Genomic DNA, 21,187 nt, shown 5'->3' on the forward strand with positions numbered 1-21,187 from the left:
AATCGGGGAACGGCGGTTAGCGTGCGCTGGTGCAGTTGCCGTGGAGAGCCGCGCCCAGGGCAGCGCTGTCGAGCCCGCTCACGTTGCTGGTGAGCATCGCGACGACGTTGCTGCTGGGCTTCGTGGTGGCCGCGGGCGCCCTGCACTCCTCCGCCGCGGGCAGCGCCGCTCTCGCCTACCAGCAGAGCCGGATGTGCCCGCATTCCGTGCACCCGTCGCTGGACGGTGACGGACTTCCGCTGTCCACGGCCGTCACGATGGCCGCGCGCAGCGATCTCGGCGGCGCCTACTCGCGGATCGGCCGGCCGGACTTCAACGGCATCGCGACCTACGGCCGGTTCGGTTACCGGCCGGACGCGCTGACGCACCTCACGGTGGTGCAGGGCGGCGGCACCGGGTTGTGGGTGCCGCAGACGATCGCGACGGCCGCACGGGTGAAGGTCGGGGACCGGCTGACCGGGTCGTCCCTGGTGGTGACGGCGATCTACGCCGACCTCGCGCAGCCCGTGGACGGCTGGTGGTGCTCCGAGGCGAAGACCGTGGTGCCGAACCCGCTGGCCGGTGACGGCGTCAGCACGTCGGTGATCTGGGTGCCCTCGGCCGCCGACCTCTCCCTGCTACCGCCGGAGTTCGCGGAGAACGCCACGGTGTCGTTGCGCTTCGCCACGGCGCCGCTGTCGACGCTCGCCGAGGCGGAAGCGTTGCGGGACAACGGCAATGCCCGGCTGGCGGCGCTCGGGCTGCCGTTGACGCGGACCGATCTGCTGTCCGGTGCCGTCACGGCGGCCAGGACCTCGGAACGCAACGTGTCGTCCGCGCTGCTGCCGTTGGTGATCATCAGCGTGCTGGTCGGACTCGCGGGTGTCGGCACGGTGACCGTGCAGTGGGCGCAGCGGCGCCATTCCGAGCTGCGGTTGCTGTGGGTGCGCGGGGCGAGTCCGCTGGCGCTGGGCTTCCGCGGTGTGCTGGAACTCGGGTTGCCGCTGGTGCTGGGCGGCTTGCTGGGACTGGTGGCCGCTCGCCTTCTGCTGCCGTTGTACGCGCCGGGTGTGGTGCTGGCTCCCGGAACGCTCTGGGTGGCGCTGGGGTTCGTGCTGGCCGTGGTGGTGCTGAGCCTCGCCGTGACCGTGCTGGTGGCGGCGTGGCGGGCGCACCGGACGTTCCAGGGGCGGGCCCGCTCGCGGCGGCTCGGCCTGGTGCCGTGGGAACTGGTCGTCGCCGGACTGGCCGTGCTCGCGTGGTTCCGCCTGTCGCAGAACGGTCTGGGCACGGCGCTGAAGCCCGGTTCGCTGCCGCGCATCGACGTGGCCGCGCTGGCGTTCCCGCTGCTCGTGGTGCTGGCGGCGGCGTTGCTCGCGACGCGGGTGCTGCGCTGGTCGCTGGGGTGGTCGCAGCACGTGCAGTGGTGGCGGGTCCCGGCCGCCCAGCTCGCGTTGCGCCGCCTGGCCGCCGCGGTCGGTCCGGTGACCGGCGTGCTGCTCGTGGGCGTGCTGGCGGTCGGCACCATCGCCGTCGGCAGCGCGGTGGCGGGGGCACAGCAGTCGTCGCTGGACTCGAAGTCGGGCGTGTTCGTCGGCGCCAACAGCACCGTCCAGGTGTCGCAGGACATCGCGGCCGGCCGGGTCGCGCTGCCCGAAGCGTTGCGGGGCAACACGACTCTCGTCGGCGTGAGCACGGGCGCGCTGGTCGTCGACCCCGCGACGTTCACCGACGCGGCCGTGCTGGACGACCCCTCCTCGGTGCGGTCGCTGATCTCGGGCCTGAAGCGCGACGGTGAGGTCGCGCCCGCGCTGCGCATCGGCCGCTCGGCGAACCAGGAGATCCAGATCGCCGGTCTGCCGCTGCTCAGACCGGTGGCGCAGCTGCCGTCGTTCCCGAAGCTCGGCACGCGCGGCTACGTCGTCGCCCGGGACTCGGTGCCCGCCGTCGAACAGGTCGGCTCGTGGCACCTGTGGTCGACGCTTCCGTTGTCCGCCTTGACTTCCGCGTTGAAGGCCGACGGCATCAACTACACGAACGTCGCCGACCGCGCCCGTGTCCTGGACGGGCTGCCGTTCCTGACCGTCGAGTGGACCTTCGGCTTCGTGGCGGCGATCGGCGTCGTGCTGGCCGTGGTCGCCGCCGTGGCCCTGTTGCTGGCCATCGAGGTCCGCCGCCGGCAGAACGCGGTCTCCGGGGCCTTGTCGACCCGCATGGGCATGCGCCCGTCCGTGCTGTGGTCGAGTCATCTGCTGGAAGTGGGCGCGCTGGCGTTGCTGGCCATGGGAATCGGCCTGGTGGCCTCGTTCGCGAGCGCCGGCGCGGCCGTACCGCGCCTGGACCCCGCGCCCTGGCTCAATCCCGCCCCGATGCTGCCGGACCTGCTGCCGTTGCTGGGTTCGATGGTGACGGGCGGCGCCCTGGTGGTCGTCGTGGCCGCCTGGCTCGCGTTGCGCGGTGTGCGAACCGCGCGGATGGGAGAACTGCTCAGGTGATACGCGCTTGTGGCGTAGGGGTGTCCTACGGTTCCGTGCGCGCCGTCGCGGACGTGTCGCTGTCGATCGCGCCCGGCCTCACCGTCCTGTCCGGACCGTCCGGCTCCGGCAAGTCGACGCTGCTGCGCGTGCTCTCGCTGGTCGAACGGCCGTCGCTCGGCGAGGTGTTCGTCCACGACGTGCCGACCTCGTCGATGTCGTGGGCGGAGCTGCGCGCGTTGCGGCGCAAGGAGATCGCCGTGGTGTTCCAGAACCCGGCCGACAACCTGATCTCGCACCTGACCGTCGGCGAGAACCTGCGCGCGGCCGGTGCCGACGACTTCTCGCTGCTGGACCGGCTCGGGCTCGGCGGATCCGCGACCTGGCGGATCGGGGCGTTGTCCGGTGGGCAGCAACAACGTCTGGCGTTCGGGTGCGCGCTGGCCCGCGGCGCTTCCGTCGTGGTGGCGGACGAACCGACCTCGCAGCTCGACGTCCGGTCCGCCGATCTCGTGCTGGAGACGCTCGGGTCGCTGCCGGTGCCCGCCGTGGTCGCCTCGCACGATCCTCGGCTCGTCTCGCTGGCGGACCTGTGCATCCCGCTGGCCGCGTCATGATCCGGGCGGACGGCGTGCACCGGGCGTTCGGCGGGGTGTCCGTGCTGCGCGGGGTGGACCTGGCCGTCGCCGCCGGTGAGCTCGTGACGCTGAGCGGGCCTTCCGGGTCCGGGAAGACCGCGTTGCTGTCCCTGTTGTGCGGCTTCGACTTCCCCGACAGCGGATCCGTGCTGCCGGGACTGGCCTCCTGGTCCGCCTGCGCCGTGCTGCCCCAGTCGCTCGGGCTCGCGTCCGAGCTGACGCTGGAGGAGAACGTCGCCCTGCCGTTGCGGCTGGCCGGGCGGGAGGTGGCCGGGGTCGCGGAACTGCTGGCGGAGCTGGGCATCTCCGGCCTGGGCAGCAGGTTCCCGGGGCAGGTGTCGTTCGGGCAGCAGCAACGCGCGGCGCTGGCCAGGGCCGTGGTGGCACGGCCCTCCGCCCTGCTGGCCGACGAGCCGACCGCGCACCTCGACTCCGTCAGCGCCGAGGCCGCGGTCGGGTTGCTGCGGCGTGTCGCCGACGAGGGCGCCGCGGTGCTGATCGCCACGCACCACGACGCCGTGCACGCCGTCGCCGACCGAGTGCTCGTGCTGGCCGACGGACGGGTTCAGACCGCGGGCGGCCTGTCCTCGTAAGGCGTCGACAGGACCACCGTCGTCCGCGTCGACACGTTCGCCGACTCCCGGATCTTCTGGAGGAGCTCCTCCAGCGCGACCGGCGAGCCGACACGCACGCGCAGCACGTACGACGCGTCGCCCGCCACCGAGTAGCAGGCCTCGATCTCCGGGAGGTGCTCGAGGCGCTTCGGGTAGTCGTCGGGCTCGGACGGGTTGATCGGGAACAGCGAGATGAACGCCGACATCGGCAGCCCGATCTCGGCGCCGTCCAGCCGGGCCGCGTAGCCCTTCACGATGCCGCGCTGCTCGAGGCGCTTCACGCGTTGGTGCACCGCCGACACGGACAGGCCCACCCGTTCGGCCAGGTCGGTGAAGCTGCACCGGCCGTCCGAGGCGAGTTCCTTCAGGATCGCTCTGTCGATCTGCTCCAGGGTCAAAGCACCACCAGCTCGTGAGGTCGGTTGTTGAAGGACTCGACGCCGTCCGGGGTGGCGACCACGATGTCCTCGATGCGGGCACCCCAGCGGCCGGGCAGGTAGATGCCGGGCTCCACGCTGAAGGCCATGCCTGCTTCGAGCGGCAGGGAGTTGCCGCTCACGATGTAGGGCTCCTCGTGCACGTCCAGGCCGATGCCGTGGCCGGTGCGGTGGACGAAGTACTCGCCGAAGCCCGCGTCGGTGATCACCTTGCGCGCGACGGCGTCGATCTCCTCGCACGTCACGCCGGGCTTCACGGCCTCGACAGCCGCCTTCTGCGCTGCCTGCAGGACCGCGTAGGTCTCCCGGACGTCGTCGTAGGTGGGCTCGCCCATCACGTAGGTGCGGGTCGAGTCGGAGTTGTAGCCCTCGGCGACCGGGCCGCCGATGTCGATGACGACGACCTCCCCCGCCTGCACCACGCGGTCGGAGTCGCGGTGGTGCGGGGACGCGCCGTTGGGGCCGGAGCCGACGATCACGAAGTCGGCGACGGTGTGGCCTTCCTCGACGATCGCGTCGGCGATGTCCTTGGCCACCTCGCGTTCGGTGCGGCCCACGCGCAGGAACTCACCCATGCGCGCGTGCACCCGGTCGATCGCCTGGCCGGCCTTGCGCAGCGCGTCGATCTCGGCCGCGTCCTTGCGCATGCGCAGCTCTCGGATGATCGGCCCGGCCAGCGACTGCGCGCCGCCGATCGCCTGGCCGAGCTTGATGGTGTGCAGGGCGGGCATCATGTCCGCCACGGCGGTGCGGTCACCCTTGAGCGCGGCCTTGACCAGCGCGTACGGGTCCTCGCCGTCGACCCACGTGACGACCTCGACACCGAGTTCGTCGGTGGGGATGGCCGCGTAGCCCGGCTGCTCCAGCTTCGGCACGACCAGCGTCGGCGTGCCGCCCACGGGCAGCGCGAGGCAGGTGAGGCGCTCGAACGAGTCGCCACCGGCACCGATCAGGTACCGCAGGTCCGAGCCGGGCGAGATGAGGAGGGCGTCGACGCCCGCCTGCTCGGCGGCGGCGGAAGCGCGGTCGAGCCGCGCACGCAGCGCGGACACGTCGATGGGCCCGGTGATCGTTGCCATGGCCGAAAGCCTAGTAGCTTGTCCCTTCGTGAGCTCTCCCCTGGTGCTGCTCGACTCCGCGAGCCTCTACTTCCGGTCGTACTACGCGCTGCCGGACTCGATGACCGCGCCCGACGGCACGCCGGTCAACGCCGTGCGCGGGTTCGTCGACACGATCGCGCGCGTCATCACCGAACGCGGTGCCGCCCGCCTGGTGGCATGCCTCGACGCCGACTGGCGGCCCGAGTTCCGGGTGAAGGCGCTGCCGTCCTACAAGGCGCACCGGGTCGCCGCGGAGGCGACGGACGGGTCCGAGGAGGTCCCGGACACGCTGACGCCGCAGATCCCGATCATCCTCGACGTCCTCGACGCCGCCGGCATCTGCACCGGCGAGGCGACGGGCTACGAGGCCGACGACGTGATCGGCGCCCTCGCCCACCACGAGACCCGTTCGCCCGTCGAGGTCGTGACGGGTGACCGCGACATGTTCCAGGTCGTGCGGTTCGAGCCCACGCCCGTGCGCGTCGTCTACGTCGGCCGCGGCTGGAACAAGGCCGAGGTCCTCGGTCCGGAGGAGCTCGCGGCCAAGTACTCGCTGCCCGTCGAGAACGCGGGTTCGGCCTACGCCGACATGTCCGTCCTGCGCGGCGACCCGTCCGACGGGCTGCCCGGCGTCGCGGGCATCGGCGAGAAGACCGCGGCGAAGCTGATCACGGAGTTCGGCTCGCTCGACGCCGTGCTCGAGGCCGTGACCGACCCGATGGACCGCAAGCTCAGCACCAAGGCCCGCAACTCGCTGATCGCGGCCGAGGAGTACCTGGCGGTGGCGCCGGTGGTCGTCCGCACGGCCCTGGACGCCCCGGTCGTGCTGGACCGCGCCGACGACGTGCCGCGCGTGCCCGCCGACCCCGAGCGGCTGCGTGAGCTCACGCAGCGCTGGGGTCTCGGCAGTTCGGTGCCGCGTCTGGTGAACGCGATGGAGCGGCGTCCCTAGAAGAACGTCGAGCAGAGCGGGGCCGTGGGGCCGGCGAACAACGCGTCGGCCTCCGCGAACCGCGAGCCCTCGATCCGTTTGGCGGCCGCGAGGTCGGAGAACCTCGTGTCGCCGAAGTAGACGGCACCGAGCAGGTCCACCGGGATCGTGATGTCCGCGGGTGCTTCCACGCGTTCAGCGCCGTCGGGCGAGATGCGGTAACAGCCGTCGTTGGCGGGCAGCAGCTTGTCGCGCACCTCGACGACGACGGACCCGGTGCCGCCGTAGGTGCGGGCGGCGAGCATGCGCGGCACGTCCACCAGCCGCAGCCAGATCTGGTCGAAGACGTCCTTCGTGTACACGACGCGCGGGTCCTCGAACAGCCAGTTGAGCGGGTCGTCGAGCGCGGCGTCGACGCTGATCGTGTCGACGAGGTCCAGGCGCGTGAGGTAGATCCAGAGGTCGCGCCACGCGTCGGCGTTGGCCCACGCGAAGTCCTCGACCTCCATGTGGTGGTTGAACTCCTTGTCCTCGGACACCTTGTAGCAGACGTACCCGTCGTCGCCGTCCGGTCCACTGTGGACGACGGTCACCAGGTTGTCGGAATCGCCCTTGCGGTCGAACGCCCTGACCCACCAGCCCGGCCAGCGGGAGATCTGCCCCGGCCGGTTCAGGCCGAACGCGGTGTGCAGCTCCGGCAGCACCTTCTCCGCGGTGTCCTGGTCGATCATCCGCACCCGTCCGACCGGCGCACCGGGGATCACGGCCTTGCGCGCGTCCACCCGCAGGAACCGCACCCGCCCGGCGAGCCCGTACCCGAAACGGCCGTAGATGCGCCCTTCCGACGCACGCAGCGTCGCGACGGGCTCTGCGAGCGTCGAGAGTTGCTCCTGCATCAGGGCGCTCACCACGCCTCGGCGCGTGTAGTCCGCACGCACACCCACGCGCGATACGGCCGCATGCGGCACAACGGCGCCGCCGGGCACCACAAGGGAGCCGCCGAACGTCTGGGTCGTACCGACCATCTCGTCGCCCTCGAACGCGGCGAGCGCCCGGCCGGGTTCGTAAGAGGGCTGGGTGATCGCCCACTGCTCGTCCGTGGGCGGGCCCCAGTGCATCGCACGGCGGAAGAGCGTGTTGTGGGCGCGGTACTGCGCTTCGTCGGTGAGAACGCGGATCTCCGTCACGCCCGCGATCGTGACTCAGGCGGGCGGCGAGCGCACCTCAGTTTCCGTAGGCCCGATGCCACTGCCTCATCCATTCGACGATCTCCTCGAACTGGGCCGGCGTGATCGGGACCGCCTCCTGGTTGGTGGAGCCGACGTCGATCTTGCGCAGCACCTCCGTGGGAGTCCAGCCGTCCTCGGTCCGGAAGTTCCACGTCTCCGCGTCCCAGCGGTTCAGCGTCGAGCTCCGGCCGTTGTCCCGTGACTGCCGGACGATCTGGGACGCGGTGCGCGGGTCCACCGCGTCCCGTTCGCTGTCGAAGATCCCGTAGTACTGGTACGGGCCGCCCTCGTCGCGGCGCCGGCACAGGTTCATCAGGCGGACCATCTCACAGATCGCCCGCTGAGCCTCCGGTCCGGTCGCCGGGCGGACGCGGACAGGCGTGTGGTGCCGCAGGTCGGAGAGCTCCCACACCAGGTCCCTCGTGAAGACCTCCTCGCTGCCGTCTGCGCGCACGCGGACCACACCGGCCGGGATCGCGTCGTTCTCGTCCCAGATCACGTGCCACTCGAACCGCTCCGGCGCGCGAACGCCACGGGCCACCAGCCGGGCGGCCTCCTCGGCGTCGATCGCGATGGCCGCCGGTCCCGGCGTGGCCCACCTCCGCACGGCGAAGGCCGGGACCTCCTCGCGGCACGGCTGCCACGAGCCGTCCGGAGCCAGCTCGTGCAGGACCTCGTCCTGACCCCGCCGCACCAGGCCGTGGCACGCGTCCAGGTCCAGGACGTCCGCCCGTTCGCGGAACAACGCGTGGTAGACGAACCCGTCGGCGTGCGGCTGCGCGTGCTCGGCCGCACGCGTCTCGACGACCATGTCCGTGAGGAACACCGTCGCGTACTCCGGCCCGGTCTCCCACGCCCCGGCGGGCAGGGCGTCCTCGAGCGTGTTCGACCGCTCCCACGCCAAGTCCCGCGTGAACGTCTCCTCGGTGCCGTCCGGGAACAGCCGCACGACCTTCAGCGGGCAACGCGGTGCGGACTCGACCGCTGGGAACACGAAATGACGAACAGACAAGAAAGCCTCCCCCAGAAGCGCTCTGGGGGAGGCTATCGCGAAGTGCGGGCGAGGATCAGCCGGTCGGCTGGCCGACCTCGTACTCGCCGTCCTCGGTCTTGACGACGATCTTGACCTTCTTGTCCTTGCCGCCGACCTGCACCTTGCACTCGAACGAGGTGTTGGGCTTGACCTCGTTCTCACCCGCGCAGGTCGCGGCGCCGACGTCGGAGATCTTGTACTCGTCCTTCAGGATCTGGACGATGCCGGTCTGGACGGCCGTGTTGTCGAAGATCTTCTTCTTGAAGAAGGCCGGCGACACGAACCCGGTGAACAGCACGCCGCCCACGAGCAGGACGACGACCACGGCGGCCACCCAGATGGCCGCGCTGGACTTCTTCTTCGGCGGCATCGGCGGGCCGTAGCCCGGCTGCTGGCCGTACGGGTTGGGCTGCTGCTGGCCGTACGGATCCTGTTGCTGCTGGCCCGGCATGCCGTACTGCTGGGTCTGCTGGCCGTACGGGTCCTGGGCAGGGGTGCCGTACGGGTTCGACTGCGGCTGCTGACCGGGCACGCCGTACTGCTGAGTCTGCTGCTGCGACGGGTCGAAGCCCGGGTACGGCTGCTGCTGGCCCGGCTGGGGCTGCGGCGGGCCGTACGGGTTCTGCTGCCCCGGCTGCTGGGCCGGGAAGCCGCCGGACGGGGTACCAGGAGGGAAACCGCCCCCGTAAGGCTGCTGCGGCGGTTGCGGCTGCTGGCCCCACGGCTGCTGAGGATCGTTCCCTCCGGACGGTCCGTACGGGCTGCTCATCTGTCGACCTCCGTGTGTACGACGTTGCGGCGAAATCCAATCACACCGTGCACGTCAGTCTTTACTCCGACTCGCAAAACCTTCGTCAGGCTCATGTCACATCATCGCCACAACTCCGCGCCTCAGCGCGTCGACGGCCTTGGCGGCGGCGGCTCCGACCGGGTCCTGTCGGCCGACCACCTCACGGATCTGGTCCAAAAGGTCGATCACCTGCCGGCACCAGCGCACGAAATCGCCCGCGCCGAGCTCGTTGCCACCGGCCTCGGCGGCGCTGAGCACCTTCTCGAGCGACTCGCCGCGCGCCCACCGGTACACCGGCCAGGCGAAACCGGGGTCGGGCTGGCGGGTGATGCGTTCGAGCTTGTGACGGCGCTCGTCGTCCTCGATCTCCGCCCACAGCCGCACGGTCTTGAGCATCGCGTCGGCCACCGGGCCCTGCGGCAGGCGTGCCTCGACGGGACCGTCCCGGCGCGCCTCGTAGACCAGCGACGACACGACGGCGGCCAGCTCCTCTGGCTTGAGGCCCTTCCACACGCCGTTGCGGATGCACTCCGCGGCGAGCAGGTCCGACTCGCTGTAGAGCCTGGTCAGGCGCTTGCCGTCGGCGGTGACCTCCTCGGCCTCGCTCAGGTAGCCGCGCTCGCGCAGCAGCGCGCGGATGCGGTCGAACTGGCGGGCGAGCGAGTGCGTCGTCGCGGCGACCTTGCGTTCCAGCTGCTGGTTCTCGGCCAGCAGCCGGTGGTAGCGCTCGCCCCACCGGGCGTGGTCCTCGCGCTGGTCGCAGCCGTGGCACGGGTGCGCGCGCAGGGCCCGGCGCAGCGTCGCGAGCTCGGGGTCGTCGTCCGCCGTGGTCTGCCGGCGACCGCGCGACGGCACGGTGATGCCAGTGTTGCGGATCGTGGACGCGAGGTCGCGCCGCGACTTGGGCGACCGGACGTCGACCTGCTTGGGCAGCCGGATGTGGCCGAGCACCTCGACCGGCGACGGGAAGTCGGCCGACGTCAGGCGGCCGGACCAGCGGTCCTCGGTGACGACCAGCGGCTTCGCCTCCCCCATCGGCTCGAGGCCGGGGTCGACGACGACCGCGAGGCCGCTGCGCCGCCCGGACGGCACGGCGATCACGTCGCCCTTGCGCAGCCGTTCGAGCGACTTGGCCGTCTCGATGCGCCGCGAGTTCGTGTTCTGCTTCGCGAGCTGCTTCTCCCGGTCGCCGATGCGGCGGCGCAGCGCCGCGTACTCCGTGAAGTCGCCCAGGTGGCACGTCATCGCCTCGGTGTACCCGGCGAGCGCCTCCTTGTTGCGCTCGATGCGGCGCGCGAGCCCGACCACCGAGCGGTCCGCCTGGAACTGCGCGAGCGACTGCTCCAGGATCGCGCGCGCGGACTCGGCCCCGAGCTGGTTCACGAGGTTGACGGCCATGTTGTAGCCCGGCCGGAACGACGAGCGCAGCGGGTACGTGCGCGTGGACGCGAGCCCGCCGACCGCCTTGGGGTCGATCCCCGGCTGCCAGACGACGACCGCGTGCCCCTCGACGTCGATGCCACGACGCCCCGCCCGGCCCGTGAGCTGCGTGTACTCACCCGGCGTGAGGTCGACGTGCGCCTCGCCGTTGTACTTCACGAGCTTCTCGAGGACGACCGTGCGCGCGGGCATGTTGATGCCCAGCGCGAGCGTCTCGGTCGCGAACACGACCTTGCACAACCCGCGGACGAACAGCTCCTCGACCGTCTCCTTGAACGCGGGCAGCAGCCCGGCGTGGTGCGACGCGATGCCGCGCTCGAGCGCCTCGCGCCACTCCCAGAAGCCCAGCACGCCGAGGTCGGCCTCGGGCAGGTCGCGGGTCTTCTCGTCGATGATCCGGCGGACCTCCTCGGTCTCCTCCGGAGTGTTGAGCCGCAGCCCGGCCCGCGCCGTCTGCGCGACCGCCGCGTCACAGCCCGCGCGGCTGAACACGAACACGATCGCGGGCAGCAGCGACGCGTTGTCGAGCCGCTGGATCATGTCGGTGCGCGACGGCGGCTTGAACCCGCTGCCCCGCCCCGCCCTGGCGCTGTTCGCGCCGCGGTTGCGCCCGCGGCTGAACGGCACGTGGTAGCGCGCCAGCTCCTCGGTCTTGCGCAGCACCTGGGTGTTGATCCGCGCGTGCGTCTGGTCGCCCTCGAACAGGTCGAGCATCTGGTTGCCGACCATCATGTGCTGCCACAGCGGCACGGGCCGGTGCTCGTCGACCACGACGGTCGTGTCGCCGCGCACCTCGACCAGCCACTCGCCGAACTCCTCGGCGTTGCTGACCGTCGCGGACAGCCCGACCACCTGCACGTGCTCGGGCAGGTGCAGGATGACCTCTTCCCAGACCGGCCCGCGGAAGCGGTCGGCGAGGTAGTGCACCTCGTCCATCACGACGTACGCGAGCCCGTCCAGAGTGGACGAACCCGAGTACAGCATGTTCCGCAGCACCTCGGTCGTCATGACCACGACCGGCGCGCCGCCGTTCACGCTCGTGTCACCGGTGAGCAGGCCGATGTTCTCCGGCCCGTACCTGGCGGTGAGGTCGGCGAACTTCTGGTTGCTCAGCGCCTTGATCGGCGTGGTGTAGAAGCACTTGCGGCCCTCGGTGAGCGCGAGGTGCACGGCGAACTCGCCCACCACCGTCTTACCGGCACCGGTGGGGGCGCAGACGAGCACTCCGTGACCGTCTTCCAGGGCCTCGCAGGCCTGGCGCTGGAACGGGTCCAGCTCGAACGAGATCACGGACAGGAAATCGGTCAGCTTGGGCCGTTCGGCACGACGCCGGGATTCGGCGTAGGCCTCGGCCGGGGACCGCGAAGCGCTTGACACCCCATCAGGCTTTCACATCGCACCGACAATCGCCGCCGACATTGACCAACTTCAGACAACACTGAAGCTATCGAGCGAACCGTGGTGCGAGCGGAAGGCCGGCCAGAGATGGAGGTGCCGGTCAGGCGGGAGCGGTTCCGGACTACAGAACCCGCACGTCTTCGCAGGTGAGGGGGCATGCACTCGGTCGTGGCACGCCCCCGGCCCGCGCGAGGCGGCGGCCTTCCGGCCACCGCCCCACCAGCGTCAGAACGTGCGCTGCACCCGGTCCGCCACCAGCTTCACGAAGCGCGACGGGTCGGCCAGCTCCCCGCCCTCGGCCAGCAGCGCCAGCCCGTAGACCAGCTCCGCCGTGTCGGTCAGCGACTCGCGTTCGCCGGCCGCGAACGCCCCGTGCAGGCCCTCGACGAGCGGGTGCGACGGGTTGAGCTCCAGGATGCGCTTGACCTTCGGCACCTCCTGGCCCATCGCCTTGAACATCTTCTCCAGCGTCGGCGTCATGTCGTGCGCGTCGCCGACCACGCACGCGGGCGAGGTCGTCAGGCGCGTCGAGAGGCGGACCTCCTTGACGTCGTCGGCCAGCGACGTCCCCATCCACGTCAGCAGGTCGGAGAACTCCGCGGTCTTGGCCTCGTTGGCCGACTTCTCCTCGTCGGTCTCGAGGTCGACCTGGCCCTTGGCGACGGACTGGAGGGTCTTGCCGTCGAAGGCCGGGACGGAGTCGACCCACATCTCGTCGATCGGGTCGGTCAGGATCAGCACCTCGAAGCCCTTGGCGCGCAGGGCTTCCATGTGCGGCGACTTCTCGACGGCGACCCGTGAGTCGCCGGTCATGAAGTAGATGTGCTCCTGGCCTTCCTTCATCCGCGAGACGTACGCGGCCAGCGTCGTCAGGTCGGACTCGGACTCGGTCGAGGCGAAGGAGCAGACCTCCAGGATCGCGTCGCGGTTGTCCGCGTCGGAGAGCAGGCCCTCCTTCAGCGCGGCGCCGACCTCGCCCCAGAGCTTCGCGTAGTCGTCGGGGCGGGAGGACTGCAGCGCCTTGATGGACTGCAGGACCTTCTTCACCAGACGGCGGCGCATCAGCTGGATCTGGCGGTCCTGCTGCAGGATCTCGCGCGAGACGTTCAGCGAGAGGTCCGCCGCGTCGACGACGCCCTTCACGAAGCGCAGGTACTCCGGCATCAGCTCGGCGCAGTCCTCCATGATGAAGACGCGCTTCACGTAGAGCTGGACGCCGCGCTTGCCGTCGCGCATGAACAGGTCCATCGGCGCCTGCGACGGCAGGAACAGCAGGGCCTGGTACTCGAACGTGCCCTCCGCCTGCATGCGGATGGTCTCGAGCGGCGCGTTCCAGTCGTGGCTGATGTGCCGGTAGAACTCGGCGTACTCCTCCTCCGTCACCTCGGAGGCCGGGCGCGCCCACAGGGCCTTGCGGGAGTTGATCTCCTCGCCGCCCAGGCGCACGGGCCAGGTGATGAAGTCCGAGTAGCGCTTGACGATCTCCTTGATCTTCGCCGGCTCGGTGTAGTCCGGCAGGCGGTCCTCGTCGTCGGACGGCTTGAGGTGCAACGTGACCGAGGTGCCCTGCGGGGCGTCGTCCACGTCGTCGATCGTGTACGTGGCCTCGCCGGACGACTCCCAGCGCACGCCCTTCTCGGCGTGCGGGTACTTCGTCACGAGGGTGACCTTGTCCGCCACCATGAACGACGAGTAGAAGCCGATGCCGAACTGGCCGATCAGGTCGGACGCGCTGCCCGACTGCTGGTCCTTGAGCTGCTTGAGGAACTCCGCGGTACCGGACTTCGCGATCGTGCCGATGAGCCGCACGACGTCCTCGCGCGTCATCCCGATGCCGTTGTCCCGCACGGTCAGCGTGCGCTCCGCGGGATCGGACTCGATCACGACGTGCAGGTCGTCGACGTCGACGACCATGTCCTTGTCGCGGAACGACTCCAGCCGCAGCTTGTCGAGCGCGTCGGAGGCGTTCGAGACCAGCTCGCGCAGGAACGTGTCCTTGTTCGAGTAGATCGAGTGGATCATCAGCTGCAGCAGCTGACGTGCCTCGGACTGAAACTCCAGCGTCTCCATGAATCCCTACCGAAGAACCGAAAAACGAACCGAACAGCCGTACAACTTAGCGACCCACGACGGTCAGGGCGGCGGGAACCGTGCGAACCGTCACCGGCAACGCCTCCTGGCGTTCGCCGTCGGCGTAGGCGATCCACCCGTTTGCACCCGACAAGGACACCTCACGGGCGCGGAACGTCCGCACGGCCGAGTGTTCGGTGTGCTTGCCCGTGCGCAACGTCGGCAGCATCCGGACCAGCATCGACCGGCTGCCGCCCTCGACGACCGTGACGTCGAACAACCCGTCGTGCGCGTCCGCGGCCGGGCACACGGGGATGCCGCCGCCGTAGTTCGGCGTGTTGCCGATCGCGACCAGCGTGGCGTCGAGCTCGAAGGTCTCGGACTCCGTCGTCACGACCAGCGGCGCCGACTTCAGCGACGCCAGTTCGGCCACGATCGCGAGGTCGTAGCGGCGCGGACCGGCGGGCCAGCGCATCGCGTTCGCCCGCTCGTTGACCGCGGAGTCGAACCCGGCGCACAGCACCGTCGCGAACCACTGCCCCGTCGACAACCGCCCGAGGTCGAGCTGCTTGCGGGTGCCGTGCACGACGTCCTCGACCGACTGCGAGCCGATGGCCGCGGCCAGGTCGTTGCCGGTGCCCGCCGGGACGATGCCCAGCGCCGTGGACGTGCCCGCGACCGCCTGGATGCCCAGGTGGGCGGCTCCGTCACCGCCGAGCACGACCAGCAGGTCGACCCCGGAGGCGACGGCCTCGTGCGCCATCTCCAGCGTGCCCTCGGCGTCGTGCGCGACCAGCTGCGTCAGCGACGAGACGTGCGGGCGCAGCGCGGCGGCGGTCGACCCGGCCATCCGGGCCGCCCGCCCCTTGCCCGACGCCGGGCAGACCAGTAAGGCTGCCCGCGTCACGTGGCGTCGTCGTAGTTCACGCGCTTCGGCGGCTCCGCGGCGACGGCCTTCTCACCGATGGCCTTCTCACCGGGGTCGTTGCCGTCGGCGTCGGAGGCGACGTAGTCGAACGGCGCCGCCTCGTTGTCGTCCAGCGCGTCCCAGCCCTCGGCCGTGCGGAGCTTGGCCTTGCGCTTGTCGTGGATCCGGGCGATCTGGGTCGCCATCTCGAACAGCAGCACCAGCGCGAGGGCCAGCACGACCATCGAGATCGGGTCGGTGCCGGGCGTCGCGATCGCGGCGAACACGAACAGGCCCATCATCAGGCCGCGCCGCCACTTCGCCAGCCGCTCGTAGGACAGCACGCCCGCGCGGTTGAGCATCACGACGACCAGCGGGATCAGGAAGCTGACGCCGAAGATGAACAGCATCGTGATGACGAAGTTGATGTACTTGCTACCGGTGAGCGCCGTGACCCAGTTGTCGCCACCGAAGCCGAGCAGAACCTTCAGGCCCTCGGGCACGACCAGGTACGCGAGCACCGCGCCGGCCATGAACAGCACCGCGCCGGCGCCGACGAAGACGCGCGCGAACTTGCGTTCCTTGAGGTAGAGGCCGGGCGTGATGAACGCCCAGATCTGGTACAGCCACAACGGGCTGAGCAGCACCGCGCCCGCCGCCGTGCCGACCTGCAGCTGCACCATGAAGATCTCGAACGGCTCGGTCTGCAGCAGCGCGCAGGAGCCGTCGTTGGTGATCTTCGCCCGGTACTGCGCCAGATCCGGCTGGCAGTACGGCCCCGTCAGGATGTCACCCAGCGACGGGATCGGGCCCAGGCGCACCTGGAACCAGATGAAGCCGAAGATGGCGCCGACGGCGATGACCAGCATGGCCAGGCCGAGCCGGTACCTCAGCTCGTAAAGGTGCTCTTTGAGCGACATCGTGCCGTCGGCGTTGCCCCGACGGCGCCTGCCGCGTTCCCGGCGTTCAGCGACCCACCGGAACGGACCTGCCACCGCGTCGACCGTCCTTACAAGTCAGGAGACCGCAAGGTCAGTTGTTGGCCTTGTTCTGGGTGGTCTGCTCGATGGGAGGCGCGACCTGGGGCTGCTGCACCGGCTGCGGCTGCGCGGGCGGGAGCTGCTGGACCGGCTGCTGCACGGGCTGCTGCTGGACCGGCGCGTCGTCCGCGTCCTGGTCGCGCAGGCCCTTGGTCTCAGCCTTGAAGATCTTCGCCGACTTGCCGAGCGACCGGGCCATGTCGGGAAGCTTCTTCGCACCGAACAGCAGAATGATCACCACAGCGATGATGATCAGCTCGGTGGGTCCGAGGTTACCCATTGGTGATCCTCCTGTCTCCCCCGCCACGACGATCGTACGCGGGGTTTGCCCTGGTGCGGGCCTGTTCCTTGGGCCGCCGCCCGGCGATGGCCACCTTCAGCGCCGCGGTGCGCGCCTTGAGCAGACCGACGCCGTCACCGACCCTGTCCCCCACCAGAGTGCGGGCGCGGGCGAATCGACGCAAGGATCGGATGACTCGGACCGCTCCTCCGATGAGGACGATCAGGCCGAGCGCGATCAGCGCCAGGGTCGGTGTGGACGGCACAAGCACACGGTATACGGCTCAGGTGGACAGCAGGTGATCTGCCCGGCTCAATGCCTCACGGGCTTGCCGCACCACCTCGGCGGCGAGTTCCTGCGGCTTCTCCACGTGCACGTCACCGCCCAGACCCAGGAGCAGGCGGACCATCCACGACGGGTCGTCGTACCGCATGAGGACTCGCGTGCGGCCGTCGGAGAGCTCCGCCGAGTGATCAACGGGGTAGTACTCGGCGACCCAGTGGGCGTCCGGTTCGAGAAGCAGCACGGCGACCTTCTGGTCGTCCCTGGGGTGGAACAAGCCCTCCGATGTATCGGTCGGCTGGGCGTGCGGCGGAGGCGACGAGGGCTCGTCGAGCGCCTGCACCTCGTCGATCCGGTCCAGCCGGAACAGCCGGACGCCGAGGGCCGAGCGGCACCATCCTTCGAGATAACCGCGGCCTTCGACGAGCAGCAGACGCATCGGATCCACCACTCGGTCGCTCATCGCGTCGTGCGACTGCGAGTAGTACCGGATGCGCACGGCCCGTTCGCGCTTCACGGCGTCCTGCACCGCGGCACGGACCTCCGCTGTCTCCCCGCGCTCGAACGCGCCGAGCCCGACGACCATGCCCGCCGGCTGCGCCTTGCCCACAGCCGCCTCGATCTTGGCCAGCGCCCGCTGCACGGCGTCCGTGTCGACCACACCCGGGGTGTCGGCCAGCGCCCGCAGCGCGACCAGCAGCGACGCCGCCTCGGCCGCGGTCAGGCGCAACGGCCGGTCCAGTCCCGCGTCGAACGAGACGGTGATCGTCTCGCCCTCGAACGACAGGTCGATCAGGTCGCCCGGCCCGTAGCCGGGCAGGCCGCACATCCACAGCAGCTCGAGGTCTTTCCGCAGCTGCTTGGGCGTGATGCCGAAGTCGGCCGCGGCCTCCTTGACGGTGATGGCGGGCCGGTTGAGCAGGTACGGCACGAGGGCGAGCAGCCGCGGCAGCCGTTCGTTCGACGCGGTCACCGCGCTCCTTCCAGTGCGCCCTGCAGGCGGTCGCGGACCGACTTGGCCAGGACCTCGGGCTCCAGCACCACGACGTCGGGCCCGAACCCGGCGAGCCACTTGGCGGCCGAGTCGGGGAACTTCAGGTCGATCTCGACGACGTCGCCGCCGTCGCGTTCCTCGACGACCTTCGCGTGCCGCCGCACGCCCTGCGCCCGGTCCTTGGCCACCCAGATCCTGGCGGGCGCGGTGTGGTGCGGATCAGCCTGCGTGCGCGCGATGAGGCTCATCAGGTCCGTGCCGTCGGGAACGGTGAACGCGCCGGGCTTGCCCACGGTGCGGACGGCGCCCACGACGCGGGAGAGCCGGAAGCAGCGTGTGTCGTTGCGTTCACGGTCCCAGCCGACGAGGTACCACTTGCCGCGCCACGCGACGACGCCCCACGGCTCGACCGTGCGTTCCTTCTGCCCGCCCGGCGGCGGCTTGCGGTAGTCGAACGCGACGACCTGCCCCGCCTGCACGGCGGCCAGCAGCGGCGGGAACGCGGGTTCGTTGGCCCGTACCTTGGGCTCGACGGTGGCGGGCGTGTCCTGGTCGACGTCGACCCCGGCGGCCCGCAGCTTGATCAACGCGCCGTGCACGGCGCCCGTGAGCTGCGGCGAGTCCCACAGCCGGGCGGCCAGCGCCACGGCGGCGGCCTCGTCGGGTTCGAGGTCGATGTCGCCGAGCTCGTAGTCGCGCCGGGCGATGCGGTAGCCGTCCTCCGCGCCCTCGGCGTTGGTCTGCCGCCCGGTCTCGAGCGGCACGCCGAGATCACGCAGCTCGGACTTGTCCCGTTCGAACATGCGGAAGAACGCCTCGTCCGTCGGCGCTTCGTGATAGCCGGGGACGATGGCGCGGATGCGCTCCGCTGTCAGGTACTGACGGGTCGACAGAAGGCACAACACCAGGTTGACGAGGCGTTCGGCACGTGCGATGGCCACGCACAGACCCTAACGCGTGCGCGCACTGAAACCTCATCACCACCTGTCGTCAACGGTCCGTTCAGAACAACGACCGCAACTCGCGCACCAGTTCGACGGGTGCTTCCTCGGCCATGTGGTGTCTACAGTCGAGAGAACGAACCCGCACGTCGTCGGCCCATTCGGCCCAGATCCCGGCCAGGTCGCCGTACAGCTCGCCGAGGTCGTCCTTGGCCGACCACAGGGCCAGCACGGGACAGGTGATCCGGCGTCCGGCGGCCAGGTCCTCGTCGTCGTGGTGGCGGTCGACCTCCAGTCCGGCCCGGTAGTCGCCGCACATCGCGAGCACCGTCTCGGGGTCGTGGATCGCCCGCTGGAAGTCGGCCCAGTTCTCGACGCCCATCGCGAGGGGCGTGTCGTGGTAGCGGCCGCCGTACCAGAGGACGGGGTTCTCGTTGATCATCGCGGCGGCGAGGTCCTGCCGGGCCAGGAAGAACCAGTGGTACCAGGCCTGGGCGAACCGGGCGTCGGCGCGGGCGAGGTGGGCGCCGATCGGCAGCCCGTCGAGCACGGCGAGGTGGGTGACCCGGTCCGGGTGGTCGAGCGCCAGCCTGATCGCCGCGGCGGCACCCCGGTCGTGTCCGGCGACGGCGAACTTCTCGTGACCGAGTCCGCGCATGAGTTCCACGAAGTCACGTGCCATCGCACGTTTCGAGTAGTCACCGGGTTTGCTGGATTCGCCGTAGCCGCGCAGATCCGGGCACACGACCGTGAAGTCGTCGGCGAGCAACGGCGCTACGCGGTGCCATGTGGTGTGCGTCCGAGGATGGCCGTGAAGGAGAAGGACCGGCGGCCCTGCACCGCCGGTCCTCACTCTGAGCACGGCCTCGCCAACGTCCCTGCAACGCAACGAGAAGCCTTCGAACACTCACGTCGGCTACCCCGCGAGGGCGCCGCCGACACGTGCTTCTTCGGTGCGGGCCTCGCGAGCGTTACACCGCGACCACGATCTCGGACGCGGGATCGTGGGCGAGAGCGGTCGTACCTGCCACGACGACGGTCGCCCTCGACCACGGCCGTTCGCGGAGCAGGAAAGGAAGTTCCTCCGCGAGCCAGGCGGCGACGTGCCTCCGCTGCTCCGCGGAGTCGCCATCGCGGGCGACCAGCCGGCGTTCCTGTTCGTCCAGGTCTCCCTGCACCCAGATCGTGGCGTCGAGCCACCCGGCGAGCTCCGCGCGGATGATCCCGGTGCCCTCGATCCAGACGACGTCCGTCCCGGCGGGGACGCGGATCTCACCGGGACGGTCGCGCTCGACCCACGCCGGAGGCCGGAACGCCACCGCCTCGGCCCGGTGCAGGGGTGCGAGGACGTTCTCCGCGATCAGCCCGCCCCAGTCGAAGTACGCGTGGTGCCAGGCGACGTCGTCGGTGTGCACGACGGCGGAGCCGGGAACGATCGTCCGCAGCCGTTCGGCCAGGCCGGACTTACCCGCGCCGCCGCGTCCGTCGATCGCGGCGAGGAGGGGACGCCCGGTGACGTCGGCCTCCTCCCGCAACCGCCGCACGACGTCGGTCAGCTTCGCGACGCGCCATCCCGCGGCCTCGGTCTCACCGGGGTGCAGGCGCATCTCACGTGCGGCCGACACGTCCCTTTTCCCCGGCCGCCCAGCAGGTGTGCCCGACGCAGTCCACGGTGTCGAAGCTCCCGGTGTCCGCGACCTTCCAGGTCTTGCCGTCCCTGCTGGTGTCCGTGCCGGACGGTCCGACCGCGACCAGCCCGTCGCCCCGGTAGGCGATGCCGGAGCGGTACCCGACGGGTGCCTGCTTCCCGGCCTTCCAGCCACGCCCGTCGTTGGTCGCGAACGCAGGCGTCGGGTCCGTCGGCTTCAGGTAGTCGCCGCCGATGGCCACCCCACGCCACGGCGTCTTGAACGCCACCGCGAACACCCCGGCCGCCTCACCGGACGGCAACGGCACTTCGCTGGCCTTCCACGACCGGCCGCCGTCCCGCGACTCCAGCACCCGTGCCTTCGCGCCGCCGCCGGTCGCGATCCACGCGTGGTTGCCGCTGGTCGTCACGCACTGCCCGGACGCCGCGAACGCGAACTCGCCCGGCAGCGCGTCCGGCATGCCCTTCGGGTCGTTGACGTGCCACGACCGGCCGCCGTCCCAGGTCCGCAGCACGCGGAACCTGCCGTCGACGGGGTCGCTGAGCGCAAGCCCGCGGAACCGGTCGAAGAACGCCACGCAGTCGTAGAACGCCTTCGGGTCGGTGTTGCGGAACTCCTCCTGCCAGTTCTTGCCTCCGTCGGAGGTGCGGTAGATCCGGGACGACTCGCCCTCCCCGATCGACAGCGCCACGGCGTTGCGCGCGTCGAAGGCCTCGATGTCGCGGAACTCCAGGGCCTCGGTTCCGGGCGGGCCGACGGACTCCCACGTCCGGCCGGCATTGGTCGTGCGCAGGACGGTGCCCTTGGACCCGCTCGCCCACGCGACCTGGCCGGACACGGCGGACAGGCCCCGCAGGCGGGCGTCCGTGCCGGTCGGCTTGAGCTCCCAGTAGGTGTCCGTCGCCGACGCCACCCCGGGCAGCACCAGAAGGGCGGCGAGCGCCGCCACGATGATCCTCAT

The 21,187-nt window shown here is 70.6% G+C and carries 20 protein-coding genes; 4 read left to right on the plus strand and 16 right to left on the minus strand.

What is annotated here, in order from left to right; translation table 11 throughout:
* Window positions 1-29 precede the first annotated feature (29 nt).
* Genes PV646_RS26135 through PV646_RS26145 form a run of 3 tightly spaced genes read left to right on the plus strand, consistent with a single transcriptional unit; the run spans window position 30 to window position 3,684 of the window.
* Window positions 30-2,474: a hypothetical protein gene (locus tag PV646_RS26135; RefSeq protein ID WP_500344827.1), complete on the plus strand. Its 2,445-nt coding sequence runs from the start codon at window positions 30-32 to the stop codon at window positions 2,472-2,474.
* A gap of 20 nt (window positions 2,475-2,494) precedes the next feature.
* Window positions 2,495-3,070: an ABC transporter ATP-binding protein gene (locus PV646_RS26140; RefSeq protein ID WP_500344828.1), complete on the plus strand. Its 576-nt coding sequence runs from the start codon at window positions 2,495-2,497 to the stop codon at window positions 3,068-3,070.
* Window positions 3,067-3,684: an ABC transporter ATP-binding protein gene (locus PV646_RS26145; protein ID WP_500344829.1), complete on the plus strand. Its 618-nt coding sequence runs from the start codon at window positions 3,067-3,069 to the stop codon at window positions 3,682-3,684. Before PV646_RS26140 ends, PV646_RS26145 begins: the two co-directional genes overlap by 4 nt.
* Here the strand turns inward: PV646_RS26145 and PV646_RS26150 are convergent.
* Both PV646_RS26150 and PV646_RS26155 read right to left on the minus strand, forming a co-directional pair.
* Window positions 3,657-4,097 carry an Lrp/AsnC family transcriptional regulator gene (locus PV646_RS26150; protein ID WP_452252482.1) on the minus strand — a complete coding sequence of 147 codons (441 nt, stop codon included), beginning with the start codon at window positions 4,095-4,097 and terminating at the stop codon, window positions 3,657-3,659. The two genes, PV646_RS26145 and PV646_RS26150, sit on opposite strands and share 28 nt — an antisense overlap.
* Window positions 4,098-4,099: 2 nt before the next feature.
* Window positions 4,100-5,221: a M24 family metallopeptidase gene (locus tag PV646_RS26155; protein ID WP_500344830.1), complete on the minus strand. Its 1,122-nt coding sequence runs from the start codon at window positions 5,219-5,221 to the stop codon at window positions 4,100-4,102.
* Here PV646_RS26155 and PV646_RS26160 point away from each other — a divergent pair.
* On the plus strand, window positions 5,220-6,194 hold the full coding sequence (locus PV646_RS26160; protein WP_500344831.1) for a 5'-3' exonuclease: 975 nt from the start codon (window positions 5,220-5,222) through the stop codon (window positions 6,192-6,194). The two genes, PV646_RS26155 and PV646_RS26160, sit on opposite strands and share 2 nt — an antisense overlap.
* Here PV646_RS26160 and PV646_RS26165 read toward each other — a convergent pair.
* From PV646_RS26165 to PV646_RS26230, 14 genes are all read right to left on the minus strand, one after another.
* Window positions 6,191-7,360: a GNAT family N-acetyltransferase gene (locus PV646_RS26165; protein WP_500344832.1), complete on the minus strand. Its 1,170-nt coding sequence runs from the start codon at window positions 7,358-7,360 to the stop codon at window positions 6,191-6,193. The two genes, PV646_RS26160 and PV646_RS26165, sit on opposite strands and share 4 nt — an antisense overlap.
* 37 nt (window positions 7,361-7,397) lie before the next feature.
* Window positions 7,398-8,414, minus strand: a complete 1,017-nt coding sequence (locus PV646_RS26170) for a hypothetical protein (protein ID WP_500344833.1) — start codon at window positions 8,412-8,414, stop codon at window positions 7,398-7,400.
* Window positions 8,415-8,469: 55 nt separating this feature from the next.
* Window positions 8,470-9,204, minus strand: coding sequence for a DUF4333 domain-containing protein (locus PV646_RS26175; protein ID WP_500344834.1), 735 nt, complete (start codon window positions 9,202-9,204; stop codon window positions 8,470-8,472).
* Between the two features lie 96 nt (window positions 9,205-9,300).
* Window positions 9,301-12,042 carry a DEAD/DEAH box helicase gene (locus PV646_RS26180; RefSeq protein WP_500344835.1) on the minus strand — a complete coding sequence of 914 codons (2,742 nt, stop codon included), beginning with the start codon at window positions 12,040-12,042 and terminating at the stop codon, window positions 9,301-9,303.
* A 246-nt stretch (window positions 12,043-12,288) separates the two neighbouring features.
* Window positions 12,289-14,133 carry a molecular chaperone HtpG gene (gene htpG, locus PV646_RS26185; RefSeq protein WP_500344836.1) on the minus strand — a complete coding sequence of 615 codons (1,845 nt, stop codon included), beginning with the start codon at window positions 14,131-14,133 and terminating at the stop codon, window positions 12,289-12,291.
* Window positions 14,134-14,179: 46 nt separating this feature from the next.
* Window positions 14,180-15,040, minus strand: a complete 861-nt coding sequence (locus PV646_RS26190; RefSeq protein WP_500344837.1) for a diacylglycerol/lipid kinase family protein — start codon at window positions 15,038-15,040, stop codon at window positions 14,180-14,182.
* A complete protein-coding gene (gene tatC / locus PV646_RS26195) occupies window positions 15,037-16,035 on the minus strand; it encodes a twin-arginine translocase subunit TatC (RefSeq protein WP_500344838.1) in 999 nt (332 codons plus the stop codon). The genes PV646_RS26190 and tatC overlap by 4 nt, the downstream gene beginning before the upstream one ends.
* Window positions 16,036-16,072: 37 nt before the next feature.
* Window positions 16,073-16,360, minus strand: coding sequence for a Sec-independent protein translocase subunit TatA (gene tatA / locus PV646_RS26200; RefSeq protein WP_090070250.1), 288 nt, complete (start codon window positions 16,358-16,360; stop codon window positions 16,073-16,075).
* Window positions 16,353-16,625: a bacteriophage holin gene (locus PV646_RS26205; RefSeq protein ID WP_189152602.1), complete on the minus strand. Its 273-nt coding sequence runs from the start codon at window positions 16,623-16,625 to the stop codon at window positions 16,353-16,355. Before PV646_RS26205 ends, tatA begins: the two co-directional genes overlap by 8 nt.
* 18 nt (window positions 16,626-16,643) lie before the next feature.
* Window positions 16,644-17,615 (minus strand): helix-turn-helix transcriptional regulator, encoded by a 972-nt coding sequence (locus tag PV646_RS26210; protein ID WP_500344839.1) that lies wholly within the window; start codon window positions 17,613-17,615, stop codon window positions 16,644-16,646.
* A complete protein-coding gene (locus PV646_RS26215) occupies window positions 17,612-18,577 on the minus strand; it encodes a helix-turn-helix transcriptional regulator (protein ID WP_500344840.1) in 966 nt (321 codons plus the stop codon). The genes PV646_RS26210 and PV646_RS26215 overlap by 4 nt, the downstream gene beginning before the upstream one ends.
* A gap of 61 nt (window positions 18,578-18,638) precedes the next feature.
* A complete protein-coding gene (locus PV646_RS26220) occupies window positions 18,639-19,484 on the minus strand; it encodes an alpha/beta fold hydrolase (protein WP_500344841.1) in 846 nt (281 codons plus the stop codon).
* A 64-nt stretch (window positions 19,485-19,548) separates the two neighbouring features.
* Window positions 19,549-20,202: a hypothetical protein gene (locus PV646_RS26225; RefSeq protein ID WP_500344842.1), complete on the minus strand. Its 654-nt coding sequence runs from the start codon at window positions 20,200-20,202 to the stop codon at window positions 19,549-19,551.
* Complete coding sequence (locus PV646_RS26230; protein ID WP_500344843.1) at window positions 20,186-21,187, minus strand: WD40/YVTN/BNR-like repeat-containing protein; 1,002 nt, start codon at window positions 21,185-21,187, stop codon at window positions 20,186-20,188. The genes PV646_RS26225 and PV646_RS26230 overlap by 17 nt, the downstream gene beginning before the upstream one ends.

The sequence above is a fragment of the Streptomyces sp. ID05-26A genome, from assembly GCF_033794685.1.
In the GTDB taxonomy this organism is placed as follows: Bacteria; Actinomycetota; Actinomycetes; order Mycobacteriales; family Pseudonocardiaceae; genus Lentzea.